The sequence below is a fragment of the Nonomuraea zeae genome, from assembly GCF_005889725.1.
GTDB lineage: Bacteria > Actinomycetota > Actinomycetes > Streptosporangiales > Streptosporangiaceae > Nonomuraea > Nonomuraea zeae.
Genome location: NZ_VCKX01000009.1, coordinates 19,277 through 32,503, shown reverse-complemented (window position 1 = coordinate 32,503; position 13,227 = coordinate 19,277). Strand labels below are relative to the sequence as shown.

Annotated in this window: 10 protein-coding genes and 1 tRNA gene; 3 read left to right on the top strand and 8 right to left on the bottom strand. The window is 71.3% G+C overall.

The genetic code is table 11. The annotated features are described in order from the left end of the window. The first annotated feature begins 73 nt into the window (after nucleotides 1–73). Nucleotides 74–529 carry a hypothetical protein gene (locus tag ETD85_RS04690; protein WP_138688347.1) on the top strand — a complete coding sequence of 152 codons (456 nt, stop codon included), beginning with the start codon at nucleotides 74–76 and terminating at the stop codon, nucleotides 527–529. A gap of 254 nt (nucleotides 530–783) precedes the next feature. Here ETD85_RS04690 and ilvD read toward each other — a convergent pair whose 3' ends face one another. Both ilvD and ETD85_RS04680 read right to left on the bottom strand, forming a co-directional pair. After that, a complete protein-coding gene (ilvD, locus tag ETD85_RS04685) occupies nucleotides 784–2,433 on the bottom strand; it encodes a dihydroxy-acid dehydratase (RefSeq protein ID WP_138688346.1) in 1,650 nt (549 codons plus the stop codon). A gap of 73 nt (nucleotides 2,434–2,506) precedes the next feature. Then, nucleotides 2,507–3,727, bottom strand: a complete 1,221-nt coding sequence (locus ETD85_RS04680) for a saccharopine dehydrogenase family protein (protein ID WP_138688345.1) — start codon at nucleotides 3,725–3,727, stop codon at nucleotides 2,507–2,509. 100 nt (nucleotides 3,728–3,827) lie between these two features. Here ETD85_RS04680 and ETD85_RS04675 point away from each other — a divergent pair, with 100 nt between their 5' ends. Then, nucleotides 3,828–4,538 carry a TetR/AcrR family transcriptional regulator gene (locus ETD85_RS04675; RefSeq protein WP_138688344.1) on the top strand — a complete coding sequence of 237 codons (711 nt, stop codon included), beginning with the start codon at nucleotides 3,828–3,830 and terminating at the stop codon, nucleotides 4,536–4,538. A gap of 32 nt (nucleotides 4,539–4,570) precedes the next feature. Continuing rightward, on the top strand, nucleotides 4,571–5,644 hold the full coding sequence (locus ETD85_RS04670; protein ID WP_206058075.1) for a spore photoproduct lyase family protein: 1,074 nt from the start codon (nucleotides 4,571–4,573) through the stop codon (nucleotides 5,642–5,644). 244 nt (nucleotides 5,645–5,888) lie between these two features. On the opposite strand, the gene ETD85_RS04665 is transcribed toward ETD85_RS04670, so the two are convergent. The 6 genes from ETD85_RS04665 to ETD85_RS62870 all read right to left on the bottom strand — a co-directional run bounded on the left by ETD85_RS04665 (nucleotide 5,889) and on the right by ETD85_RS62870 (nucleotide 13,060). Then, nucleotides 5,889–7,025 carry a hypothetical protein gene (locus tag ETD85_RS04665; RefSeq protein WP_138688342.1) on the bottom strand — a complete coding sequence of 379 codons (1,137 nt, stop codon included), beginning with the start codon at nucleotides 7,023–7,025 and terminating at the stop codon, nucleotides 5,889–5,891. Between the two features lie 41 nt (nucleotides 7,026–7,066). Next, complete coding sequence (locus ETD85_RS04660) at nucleotides 7,067–7,852, bottom strand: alpha/beta fold hydrolase (RefSeq protein ID WP_138688341.1); 786 nt, start codon at nucleotides 7,850–7,852, stop codon at nucleotides 7,067–7,069. 577 nt (nucleotides 7,853–8,429) lie between these two features. Further along, entirely contained in the window at nucleotides 8,430–10,967 is a 2,538-nt protein-coding gene (locus ETD85_RS04655) for a Tex family protein (protein WP_138688340.1), read from the bottom strand. A gap of 27 nt (nucleotides 10,968–10,994) precedes the next feature. Then, the gene (locus tag ETD85_RS04650; RefSeq protein ID WP_138688339.1) at nucleotides 10,995–12,158 is read right to left on the bottom strand and encodes an amidohydrolase; all 1,164 of its coding nucleotides are present in this window, start codon (nucleotides 12,156–12,158) and stop codon (nucleotides 10,995–10,997) included. A gap of 334 nt (nucleotides 12,159–12,492) precedes the next feature. Continuing rightward, entirely contained in the window at nucleotides 12,493–12,927 is a 435-nt protein-coding gene (locus ETD85_RS04640; RefSeq protein ID WP_138688337.1) for an RpiB/LacA/LacB family sugar-phosphate isomerase, read from the bottom strand. 60 nt (nucleotides 12,928–12,987) lie between these two features. Beyond that, nucleotides 12,988–13,060 (bottom strand) — tRNA-Met (locus ETD85_RS62870). Between the last annotated feature and the right edge of the window lie 167 nt (nucleotides 13,061–13,227).

Below are 13,227 nucleotides of genomic sequence, written 5' to 3'. Positions count from 1 at the left end.
TTCCTGGTAGTAGTCGAACAGGTACGGGTCGCTGCCAACAGGGGGGAGCGACCGTCTCTGCACTGGGGGCAGAATGATCAAGAGTCTGACCGGCACACTCTTAGTGGCGGCCGCCGCGACCACGCTCATGGCGGCGCCCGCCGCCGCATCGACGGCCGGCGCGTCGTCCGCGAGCGTTTCCGCGAGCACCGCGACGTCGAAGTCGGCCGCCACTGCGAGCGCGCAGCTGATCCGCACCAAGGTCTACTTCGGCAGGTGCCGGGACACCTGCACGATCAAGGTCCGGGTCACCAACATCTCTCGCAGGAACCTCTTCAACGTGCGGCTCAACGCCCGGCTGAAGGTCAACGGGCGCAAGGCCGGGACCTGCACCGACTACGTGGGCGGCCTCAGGGCCCGCCGGACCACGTGGGCGGCCTGCACCGTGCGCACCAGCACGCTGAGCAACCTGTACAACGACTACCTGGACGGGTTCTCCGGCTTCAGGTACTACGCGAGCACGTACGTGTCTTACCGGTATTACCGCTGAGCGACCGCCAGGGGCCGGCCGGCACTCGGTGCCGATCGGCCCCTGGCGTACTCACGCGGTGACGAGGAGCGCCAGCCCGATCAGCACCACGACCGGGACGAGCCACATCACGGCCTCGACAGCGAACTCCTTGTACATCGCGCGAGTCTCCTTCTGAAACGCCCGCATCGGGGCATCGGCAAACGTCACTGCGCAGCATAGCCGCCCTGAACGCCCGCTTGATCCCGGGCGCTCGCCGGCCGCCGGCCCACCGCTCAGATGGTGACCGCGCCGTCCGAGGCCGAGCCGACCGTGATCACGTACTTGCTCAGCACCCCGCGCTCGACCACCCGCTCGGGCCGCCGCCAGGCCGCGCGGCGCCGCTCCAGCTCCTCCTCGGGCACCACCAGCTCCAGGCTCCCCGCCGCGCTGTCGACGATCACCGTGTCGCCGTCGCGCACCAGCGCGATCGGCCCGCCGCGGTACGCCTCCGGCGCCACGTGCCCGATCACCAGGCCGTGCGAGACCCCGCTGAAGCGGCCGTCGGTGACCAGCGCCACCGTCTCACCCAGGCCCCGGCCGACGAGGGGGCCGGTGATCGAGAGCATCTCGCGCATGCCCGGACCGCCCGCCGGGCCCTCGTACCGGACGACGATGACGTCTCCCGGCACGATCAGGCCGGCGTCGATCGCGGCCGTGCACTCGGCCTCCGAGTCGTACACCTTGGCCGGCCCCTCGTGGCGGAAGTCGGCCTTGCCGCCCAGCTTGAGCACGCAGCCGTCGGGCGCGAGCGAGCCCCGCAGGATGGCCAGCGCGCCGCGCGGCTTGAACGGCTCCGCCACGCTCCTGACGACCTCCTGGCCCGGGGTCTCCTCGGCGTCCGCCGCCACGCCGGCCAGCGTGCGGCCGTCCACCAGCGTCACGTTCTCGCGCAGCAGCCCGGCCTCCAGCAGGCGGCGCGCCACCAGCGAGGTGCCGCCGGCCCGCCACAGGTCGAGCGCGGTGTGGTCGCCGCCGCTCGGCTTGAGCCCGGTGATGATCGGGATCCGGCGGCACACGTCGCCGATCTCGTCGATCTCCAGCGGCAGGTTCGCCTCCCTGGCGATGGCCAGCAGGTGCAGGACGGCGTTCGTGGAGCCGCCCATGGCCGCGACCGAGACGATCGCGTTGTGCAGGGCGTCCGCGGTGAGCACGCGCGACGGGCGGGCGTCGCGGGCCAGGGCGTCCATGGCGATCTCGCCGACCCGGCGCGCGGCGGCGTTCTTGTCCGCGGCCACCGCCGGGATGTCGCCGACGCCGAACGGGGCCAGGCCCAGGAAGTCGGCGACGCTGCCCATGGTGTTGGCGGTGTACTGGGCGGCACAGGTGCCGGCGCCCGGACAGGCGTGCTTGGCCAGGTCGTCCAGCTCGGCTTGGTCGAGCCGGCCGACCGCGCGCTCGCCCAGGGCCTCCCACATGTCCTGGATGGTCACGTCGCGCCCGCGCCAGCGGCCCGGCATCATGCTGCCGCTGTAGAGGACGACCGAGGGCACGTCCAGCCGGGCCAGCGCCATGATCGCGGCCGGTACGGTCTTGTCGCAGCCGACGATCGCCACCAGCGCGTCGAACCCGTGCGCCAGCCCCATGAGCTCGATCGAGTCGGCGATGACCTCCCGGCTGACCAGCGAGGTGCGCATGCCGGGCGTGTTCATGGTCAGGTTGTCGGAGACCGCGATGGTGTTGAACTCCATCGGCAGGCCACCCGCCGCGCGCACCCCCTCGGCCACGTGGGCGGCCAGCTCGCGGTGGGTGAGGTTGCACGGCATCGTGCCGGTCCACGTCGTGGCGATGCCGACCGTCGGGCGGCGCATCTCCTCCTCCGACATGCCCATGGCGTACAGGTGGGAGCGGGCCGGTGCGCGATCGGGATCGTCGGCGATGCTCAAGGGGTCCTCCGTGGTACGGGTCGTTGCACCTCAATGATCCTGTGCCCGTTCCGGCCGCCGGTCCCCGGCCCCCTCACTGCTCGCGCATGCCCCACGGTGAGCCGTACTCGACCAGCAGGTCCAGGAACGGCCCCGGCGCGAACGCCTCCGGTCCGAGCACGCCCGCGCCGGTCCAGGCCCCGGTGGCCAGCAACTCCAGGGCGACGACCGGGTTGACGGCGGTCTGCCAGACCACGGCCTGGGAGCCGTACTCGCGCATCGACCACTGGTTGTCCACCACGTGGTAGAGGTAGACCTCGCGCGGCCGGCCGTCCTTGACGCCCTTCACCCATGTGCCCGCGCACGTCTTGCCGTGCATGCGGTCGCCGAGACCGGCCGGGTCGGGCAGCACGGCGGCCACCAGGTCGCGCGGCGACACCTTCGCGGTGCCGCGGTCGGTCATGACCGCGACCGGCTCGGTGCTGTCCACGCCCAGGGCGTGCAGGGTCTTGAGCTTGTCGATGAAGTCCTCGCCGAGGCCGTACTTGAAGGTGACCCGGCCGGCGTCCACCCAGCGGGGCACCAGCAGCACCTCCTCGTGCTCGACGTTCACGCACTCGACCGGGCCGATGCCCTCGGGGAAGTCGAAGACCTCGGGCTCGCTGAACGGCTCGGTGGTGTACCAGCCGCGGTCCTTCTCGTAGATGACCGGCGGGTTGAGGCACTCCTCGATCGTGGTCCAGATGGAGAACGACGGGGCGAAGTCGTAGCCCTCGACGGTGAGGTTCGCGCCGTCCCTGATGCCGATCTCCTCGATCTCGTCGAAGAGCTCGTCGGCGGCGTACCTGGCGAAGACGTCGGCGAGGCCGGGCTCGACGCCCATGCCGACCAGCGCCAGCCGTCCCGAGCCGGCCCACTCCGCGGCCTGGGCGAACTGGTCGTCGCCGAGCTTGACCCCCACCTCCTCGTACGGCCGGTCGGGGTGCGGCTTCGACATCGACATGGCCATGTCGAGATAGTCGGCCCCGCCCGCGAGCGCGGCCTCGAAGAGCGGCAGCACGAAACGGGGGTCAGTTGCGTTGAGCAGGACATCGCACCGGTGCTCGGCCAGCAGCGCCGTGACGGCGGCGGGGTCGGCGGCGTCGATCCTGGCCGGGGTGAACCTGCCCGCCCGCTCGCCCAGCGCGGCGACGGCCGCCTTGGCGCGGGGGAGGTCGTAGTCGGCGACCACCATGTGCTCGAAGAACGGGCGGCGGGCTGCGATTCGGGTGATGGCGGTTCCTACGCCGCCGGCTCCCACAAGAAGGATACGCATGACGATAAATCCCCTTTTACGGCATTTTGGGGGGCTGTGTCGTTAATCCAACTTCAGTAGGCTCATCAACGTCAATGGCGTTGGCATAAGGAGCCGTTCCATGGCCAAGCGGGTGGTGCCGGAGTCGGCGCGCAGGCGGCGGCGTCCCACCAAACAGGGGCAGATCCTGACACATGAGCTCATCGTGGAGACGGCGCTGCGGATGCTGCGCGAGCACGGGGCGGCGGGGCTCACCGCCCGCCGGCTCGGCCTCGCGCTCGGCGCCGACGCCAGCACGGTCTACCGGTACTTCCGCGGCATGGACGACCTGATCCTCGCGATCGCGGACGAGCTGTTCGGCCACGCGATGGCGGACTGGGAGCCGACCGGCGACTGGCGGGCCGACCTGCGCGACCTCGGGCTGCGCATCCACCACGCCTACCTCGCCCACCCGCAGGCGGCCGTGCTGACCGCCAGCCGGGTCACGGGCCGCTCGAACGAGGTGGCGAGCGACGAGACGATCCTCGGCATCCTGCGCGGGGCCGGATTCGCCGACGCCGCGGCGGTGCGCGTCTATCACGCCTTCATCGACCAGAGCCTGGCCTTCGCCATCCTCGACGCCGCCACGCTGGCCCTGCCCAAGGCCGCCAGGGAGGCCGACGAGGAGGTGTGGCGCGACACGTACGCGCGGCTGCCCGCCAGCACCCATCCCCACATCGCCGCCACCGCGCCGCTGCTGGTGGCCCGGATGAACGACAGCGCGTACCCGGTCGCCCTCGACATGCTCCTGTCCAGCGCATCCCGCGCCGCGGCCGGCGAGGACCGCCCATGAGCCGGGCCCCGGTAGCATGGTCAACGAGTAACATGTCGATCACCGAAGGTCACCGGCTGCTGGACATCCGGCGCATCTACCTCGAGCCTGCGGCGGCGGAGCTGCCGCGCGGGCGCGAGATCCTCGCGCGCTTCCCCGACGCCGAGCGCGTCGAGGTGGAGAGCCACCACCGCATCCCGGAGCTGTACGGCGACGAGACCAACGTGGCCCGCTGGGTGCGGATCAAGACCGAGGCGCTGGTGCTCGGGGTGAAGAAGTCGCTGACGGCGCGCCCCAACGGCCGCTCCGCCGACTTCATCGCGCCGTCCACGGCCAACGGCTGCGCGATGGCGTGCGCCTACTGCTACGTGCCGCGCCGCAAGGGCTACAGCAATCCGATCACGGTGTTCGCCAACATCGACAAGATCCTCGGATACGTCCAGCGCCACGCCGCCCGGCAGGGCGCCAAGCCGGAGCCCAACCAGGTGGACCCGCTGGCCTGGGTCTACGACATCGGCGAAAACTCCGACTGCTCGCTCGACGCCACGATCTCGGAGAACGTCCGCGATCTGGTGGAGCTGTTCCGCTTCCTGCCGAACGCCAAGGCCAGCTTCGCCACCAAATACGTCAACAGGGACCTGCTGGACTGGGATCCGCAGGGGCGTACCAGGATCAGGTTCAGCCTCATGCCCGCCGCCGACTCCAAGCTGCTCGACATCCGCACCTCGCCGATCGCCGAGCGGATCGCCGCCATCGACGACTTCGTGGCCGCCGGCTACGAGGTCCACGTCAACTTCAGCCCGGTGGTGGTGCGTGAGGGGTGGCTGGAGAGCTGGGCTGAGCTGTTCGAGCATCTCGACGACGCGCTCAGCCCGGAAGCGCGCGCCCAGCTCGCGGCCGAGGTCATCTTCCTCACTCACAACGACCGGCTGCACGAGGTCAACCTGGGGTGGCACCCGAAGGCGGAGGAGGTGCTGTGGCGGCCGGAGCTGCAGCAGGCCAAGCGCTCGGAGACGGGCGGCTGGAACGTCCGCTACCGCACCGGCCTCAAGGGCCGCCACGTGGCCGCCCTCACCGACCTGATCGCCGCCCGCCTCCCTTACTGCCGCATCCGCTACGCCTTCTGACCGGCTTGCGGGGTGCCCCAGGTAACCCGGGCCAGGTGATGGCCGTGGTCAGAGCCCCCCTACCCCGTGGACCACTCGGAAGTGTGGACCGCCGGGGCGGGGACCACCAGGCGTGGAGTCACTGGGGCGCGGACCGCCAGGCGTGGAGTCACTGCGGTGCGGACCCGCCAGACGGTGGATCACCGAAGTGCGGACCATCAGGCGTTGAGTCACCGGGGGTGGGGGGTTCGCGAGGGGGAGGCTTTTACCGAGTGTCGTCCAGACGGCTCTGGGCGATGCGCTTGCCGAGCCCGGCCAATGAGTCGTCGGCCATGAGGGCGGGCAGCCGAGGGGCGTCCTCGTCGATCTGGCGCAGCACGGCGGGATGGCCGCCGCAGAACCGGCTCCAGGCACGCACCACCTCAGGCATCGCCTCGACCGCAGCGTCCGACAGGATCGCCTCGCGGGGCAACCACGAGGTCAGGAACTGCGAGACCCGGCCCGGGCTCCACCACAGCGGCCGGTCACCCACGAACTCGGCCAGCTTCTCGAACGCCTCGCGCGCCCCCGGCAGCTCCAGCAGCTCCGGCAGCTCCGGCAGCGCGTCGAACCGGGCCAGCGTGTCTTCAGGCACCTGCCGCGTGATCCCGGGCACGGCGCGGGCCCGAGAGAGCGCGAGCGGCCGGACGGCGGGCAACGTGTCCGCGACCACCGCGCCCATGACCCGATCACTCGACTCGAACGCGTCCAGGACCCGGCCCGCGACCTGCCCCGGCTCGGCCCGGCCCAGGTCCAGGTCGTCGAGGAACTTCACCTCTTCGACCAGGGCGTCCACTGCCAGGCCGCCGTTGACCTGGTCGATCCCGACGACGAGGAGGTGGGGCTCCTTGCCGTTCTCATAATGGAAGGACAGGACGGCCAGCGCCTGCTCGCCATAAGGGTCCGCCTTGCCGTACCAGGCGCCGTCGCACACCACGCGCCCCATCCGGCGTACCCACCCGGGCAGCGTCTCCGCGACCCCACGCCCAGCCACCACGTATGCCGCACCTGACCCGGCAGCCTGGCTGGCCAGGTCTTCGTCACCCGGCCAACCAGCACCAACCGCCACCTCGTCGATGTCATCGGGCACGGCGTCCACGGCTACATGGTGTGCGGCGCCAGCGCCATCATCAGGCGCGACGTCGGCGGTTTCGGCGCCCTGGTTGACGGCGGCCAGAGCGGCGAGGGTCAGCCGTGCCTCCGCACTTCCGTCGTCGGCCAGCGCGCGCAGGAACGGATCCACCTCGCCGGGCTCCAGCGCGGCGGTGAGCCGGGCCGCCCACAGCTCGGTCCGCAGCGGCGAACGCCATCTGAGCAGGTCACGGGCTTGCGTGACCGCCGTGGAAAACGCTGTAGTGCTCACCCTCCGACCGTATCGCCCCCCGCCCGCCGCATCCCGCGGGTTCAGCTGCGGACTGAATACTCGCTCCTGGCCCGGCGGATCGGCTGCCAGGTGGGTACGGGATCGTTGGCCAGAAAGTCGGCGATGAGCGTATAGACCTGGTCGGGCTTCTCCACCACCAGCAGATGGGACGTTCCGGGCACGATCGCCAGCTCCGCGTCCGGTATCGCCCGGTAGAGCGCGATCGTGTGCTCCAGCGTCACGGCGTCGTCGTCGCCCGCGACCACGAGCGTGCGGCCGGTGATGCGCCCGAGGTCGTCCTCGGTCAGCGTCGGCTCCTCGAACACCATCCGGAGCAGCTTCTCCACGACCACGGGGAAGTGCTTCTCGCCGTCCGGGGACACCTCCCCGTACCTGGGCGCCAGCAGCTGCAGCACTCCCTCGTCCGTGAACCCCTCCAGCACGCCCGGCACGATGCCGTCATGGTGGTAGTTCCCGCTGACCAGCACGAGCCTGCGGACCAGGTCGGGTCGCCGCATCGCCACGATCATCGCCACATTGGCGCCGTCGCTGTGCCCGACCAGGTGCGCGGGCCCGCCGACGACCTGCTCCAGGAACGCGATCATGTCCTGCGCCATCAGCTCGTACGAGATGGGGCCTTCGACATCCGAGGTCCTGCCGTGTCCGCGCCGATCGACGGTGAAGACGCGGAAGCGGTCGTCGAGCACGGGCAGGGCGGGGGCGAACATGCGCGAGTCCACGAAGCCGCCATGCAACAGGACGAGAGGCTCGCCCTCCCCGAGCTCCTCATACCAGGTCGGGACATCGCCGAGTCGTATGTTCGCCATGCCGCCGATTGTCCTCCGCCCCGCACCCGATTGCCTCTGCCCTGGGGGTCGATCGCCTCCGACTAGGGGTCGAGGGCTTCTCCCCTCGGGGTCGATGGCCCGCTGCTCGGGGTGGTCGCTTCTCTCTCCTGGGCCCGATGGACCGCTGCTCGGGTTGGCCGTCGCTCTCCCCAGATTGATCGTCTTCGGCTCCCTCCGCCCAGAGGTCCGCTCCGCCCAGGGTGTCCTTCCGCCAGGCCCCCTCCGCGCTGAGATCATCGCCCTCCTCGGCACTCTGGCCCCGAAGCGATGCCGGCAGTTCCTCTCGACCGTGGGCATACGCGACCGGGGGTTCCTCCCGGCCCCGCGACGGATTCCTCCTGCCGTGTACTTGCGACGGCCGTTCCTCCCCGCCGTGTGCTCGCGCTCGCGGGTCCACACAGCAGGCGTGCGGGTCGCGGGTCCTTCCGACGGCGGGCGTGCGGGATCGCGTAGCCCTCCCGACGGTGGGCGCTCGTCGGGAGGTTACGGAATCCACCATGGCCGCCCCGAGACCCCGCCGGGCTCGTGCCCAGAACGGGGTTTCGGGGTGGCAGGATCAGCGGTTGTCGCCGCCCAGGCCCGCCTTGCGGAGGGCCTCGGCCATCGCGCCCGAAGGCGCCGGGCGGTCCTGGCGGCGCTGGCCGCCTCGCTGGCCGTCGCCCCGGCCGCGCTGGTTCCCGTCGCCGTTGCCGTTGCCGCGCTGGCCGTCGCTCCGGCCACGCTGGCCGTCCCCGCGACCGCCCTGGCCACGGCCGCCCCTGCCACCGTCCCCACGAGAGCCGTCGCCACGGGCACTGTCCCCGCCAGCGCCGTCGCCACGGGCGCCGTCGCCGCGAGCGCCGTTGCCTCGGGAACCGTCCCCACGGGCGCCCTCACCGCGAGCGCCCTCACCCCGGGCGGCGCCCTGGCGGCCGGTGCTCTTGCGGGGGCCCTCGCCCCCCGGCTGCGTGCTGACCTCGTCTTCCAGGCGCAAGGTCAGGGAGATGCGCTTGCGCGGGATGTCGACGTCGAGCACCTTCACCCGGACGATGTCGCCCGGCTTGACGACGTCGCGCGGGTCCTTCACGTAGTTGCGGGACATGGCCGAGACGTGCACCAGCCCGTCCTGGTGGACGCCGATGTCCACGAACGCGCCGAACGCGGCCACGTTGGTGACCACGCCCTCCAGGATCATCCCGGACGCCAGGTCCGAGATCTTCTCGACCCCCTCCTTGAAGGTGGCGGTCTTGAAGGCCGGGCGCGGGTCGCGGCCGGGCTTTTCCAGCTCGCGCAGGATGTCGGTGACCGTGGGCAGGCCGAAGGTCTCGTCGGTGTAGTCCTGGGGCTTGATCGCCCGCAGCGCCGCCGTGTTGCCGATCAGCGACTTGAGGTCCGACTGGACCGAGCTGAGGATGCGGCGCACCACCGGATAGGCCTCCGGGTGGACGCTCGACACGTCGAGCGGGTCGTCGCCCCCGGGGATCCGCAGGAAGCCCGCGCACTGCTCGAACGCCTTGGGCCCGAGCCGCTGCACGTTCTTCAGCGCCGCGCGGGTCCGGAAGGGGCCGTTGGAGTCGCGGTGGCGCACGATGCTCTCGGCCAGCGTCGAGCCGATGCCCGACACCCGCGTGAGCAGGGGAGCCGAGGCCGTGTTGACGTCGACGCCCACGGCGTTGACGCAGTCTTCGACCACCGCGTCGAGCGAGCGGGAGAGCTTGGACTCGGCCAGGTCGTGCTGGTATTGGCCGACGCCGATGGACTTGGGGTCGATCTTGACCAGCTCGGCCAGCGGGTCCTGCAGCCGGCGCGCGATGGAGACGGCTCCGCGCAGCGACACGTCCAGCTCGGGCAGCTCCTGCGAGGCGTAGGCGGAGGCGGAGTAGACCGACGCGCCCGCCTCGGAGACCACGATCTTGGTCACCGACGGCATGTTCTTGACCAGCTCACCGGCCAGCTTGTCGGTCTCGCGCGAGGCGGTGCCGTTGCCGATGGCGATCAGCTCGACCCCGTGGCGCTGGGCGAGCGCGCCGAGGACGGCCAGCGACTGGTCCCACTGCCGCTTCGGCTCGTGGGGGTAGATGGTCGCGGTCTCGACGACCTTGCCGGTGGCGTCGACCACGGCCACCTTCACGCCGGTGCGCAGGCCGGGGTCGAGGCCCATCGTGGCGCGGGTGCCGGCCGGGGCGGCGAGCAGGAGGTCGCGCAGGTTGGTCGCGAACACCCGGACGGCTTCGTCCTCGGCCGCCTGCCACAGCCGCATCCGCAGGTCGATGCCCAGATGCACCAGGATGCGGGTGCGCCAGGCCCAGCGCACGGTCTCGTTGAGCCACTTGTCGGCCGGGCGCCCCTGGTCGGAGACGCCGAAGCGGGAGGCGATGCGCAGCTCGTAGTCGGGGCTGTCGTCGGGCTCCAGCACGACCGACAGCACCTCCTCCTTCTCACCCCTGAACATCGCCAGGATGCGGTGGGAGGGCAGCTTCGTGAACGGCTCGCCGAACTCGAAGTAGTCGGAGAACTTGGCCCCCGCCTCCTCCTTGCCCTCGCGGACCTTCGACACCAGCCGGCCGCGGGTCCAGAGCTGCTCGCGCAGTGCGCCGATGAGGTCGGCGTCCTCGGCGAAGCGCTCGATCAGGATCGCCCTGGCGCCCTCCAGCGCCGCGCCCGCGTCGGCCACGCCCTCGGTGACGAAGGTCTCGGCCGTGGCCGCCGGGTCGAGCGAGGGGTCGGCCAGCAGCTGGTCGGCCAGCGGCTCCAGCCCCAGCTCGCGGGCGATCTGCGCCTTGGTGCGCCGCTTGGGTTTGTACGGCAGGTAGATGTCCTCGAGCCTGGCCTTGGTCTCGGCCGCCATGATCTGCTCGCGCAGCTCGTCGTCGAGCTTGCCCTGAGACTCGATCGACTCCAGGATCGCCGCCCTGCGCTCCTCCAGCTCGCGCAGGTAGCGCAGCCGCTCCTCGAGCGTGCGCAGCTGCGCGTCGTCGAGGGCGCCGGTGACCTCCTTGCGGTATCGCGCGATGAACGGCACGGTCGCGCCGCCGTCGAGCAGCTCGACCGCGGCCTGCACCTGCCCGTCGCGTACGTCGAGCTCTGCCGCGATCCGCTGGTGAATAGAGAGCACTTGCCTGCCTTTCGATGGTCCCGCCGGTCAATTGTGCAGGACGACGCCGTCCTTCATGACCAGAGTGCGCGCAGGGTGAACGACCACGGCCTCCGCCGGCCCACCGGCCGGCACGACGACCAGGTCGGCCCGGTCGCCCGGAGCCAGGCCGTAGTCGTCGAGCCTGAGCACGCGGGCGCCGCCGACGGTGGCGGCCTCGAGCGCCAGCTCGATGTCCTCGTCCCTGCGGAAGGTGCTGCGATAGGCGACGTGCATCGCCCGCTCCAGCATGTCGCCGCTGCCGTAGGGGCCCCAGAGGTCGCGGATGCCGTCGTGCCCGCAGGCGACCGTCACCCCCGCGGCGCGCAGCTTCTTGATCGGTGGCACGGGGAAGCTGTAGACGGCCGCGGTCGCGATCGCGACGCCCGCCTCCGCGAAGCCCTCCGCCAGCCGATCCTGGTGGGCCTCGTCGAGCTGGCCGAGCGCGTAGGCGTGGCTGACCGTCACCCGGCCGCCCAGCCCGAGCACCTTGGTGCGCTCGGTGATGAGCTCCAGCTCCCACCCGCCCAGCGAGCCGCCGTCGTGCAGGTGGATGTCGATCTGCGCGCCGTAGCGGTCGGCCAGGCCGAAGATCACGTCGAGATGGCGGACCGGGTCGCGGTCGACGCCCGCCGGGTCCAGGCCGCCGATCGCCTCGACGCCGCTCTTCAGCGCCTCTTCGAGCAGCTCGGCCGTGCCGGGATTGGTGAGCACGCCGTGCTGCGGGAAGGCGACCTGGCGCACGTCGATCGGGGCGGCCGCGGCGGCCTCGCGCACGGCCTCCACACCCCGCAGCCCCACCAGGGGGTCGACGTCGGTGTGGGTGCGCACGTGCGTGGTGCCCGCCGCGCTCATGGCGGCCAGCAGCGCGCCGATCCTGGCCACGCTCGGCACGCCGAGCTCGGCCCGGCGGCCCAGGTCGTTGCCGATGCGCCCGGCGAGCGTGTCGTCGGCGGAGTGGGGCACCCACGAGCCGCCGTAGAGGGTCTTGTCGAGATGGCAGTGCGCGTCCACGAGGCCGGGCAGGACGAGCTGACCGGCGATGTCGTGCACTTGCGCGCCGGGCGCGTCGAGGCCGTGGGCGACGCGGGCGATCCGGCCGCCGCTGATGAGCATGTCGGCCGGCGCCCTGAGCCCCCACAGGAGCCCACCGCGGAGCAGCACGTCGGTCATGCCAAGCACCCTAAAGGGCGGGACCGACGATTTCCGTGCCTCCGGTGTGACGGTTCTGAATCCTGGTCGTGGATGGGGAGAGTCGGGGGCCGCGTTCAGGAGGGGCGGCTGGCGAAGAGCTCAAGGTGGTGGCAGTAACGACAGCGATATGCGTCTATTTCCCACTTGGGTCGTCCAAACAGCTTTGCCCCGCCGAAGACACCCCGCTCCAGCGCGCCCTCCACCCAGCGGGCGAACCCGGAGGAGTGCTCGCCCGAGTCCATGATGAACCCGGCTTCGAGCCCTTCCTCGCCGCAATGCGTACACCGTAAATTCGACATGTCCGGGAGCGTAGTCAGATCTCCTCGAGGTGGGCCACATTCGCCACGTCGGCGGCGTCACTGCTCGGGCGGCCCGCCAGCCAGGCGTCCAGGATCTCGGTGAGCACCACGTCGGAGGTCAGCCGCAGGCTGAGCGCCAGCACGTTGGCGTCGTTCCACTTGCGGGCGCCGTCGGCGGTGTAGGCGTCGACGCACAGCGCCGCGCGGACGCCGGCCACCTTGTTCGCCGCGATCGAGGCGCCCGTGCCGGTCCAGCAGCACACCACCGCCTGGTCGGCCCGGCCCTCGCTCACGTCCCTGGCGGCCAGCTCGCAGGCCCACGCCCAGTCGTCGCGCTCCCCGGCGTCGAGCGCGCCGTGGGTCACCACCTCGTGCCCCCGCTCGCGCAGCTCGGACACGACCCGCTCGGCCACGCCGTCCGTGCTGTCGGCGGCCACCGAAATCCGCATGCGTCCTCCCATCCCGATCCCCAGATGTATCAGGGACGGGAAAGGCCGGGGAAGAGCGTGTGGCGGGTGCGGGGATCGAACCCGCCTGGAACGGCTTATGAAACCGGTGGGCACACCAGCGCCCTCACCCGCCTCGAAGGCGTGTCAGGGCGGTCGCCGATCAGGCTCGGAGCTCCCAGGACACGCGCGCGGTGCGCCGCATGCGCATTCGCCTGATGTCCATGGAATCCCCCTTTCGACGTGTTCGATCATGGCGGCGATGACCGGGGCCACGCAAACGCTTTTCTGCCGGGCAACACG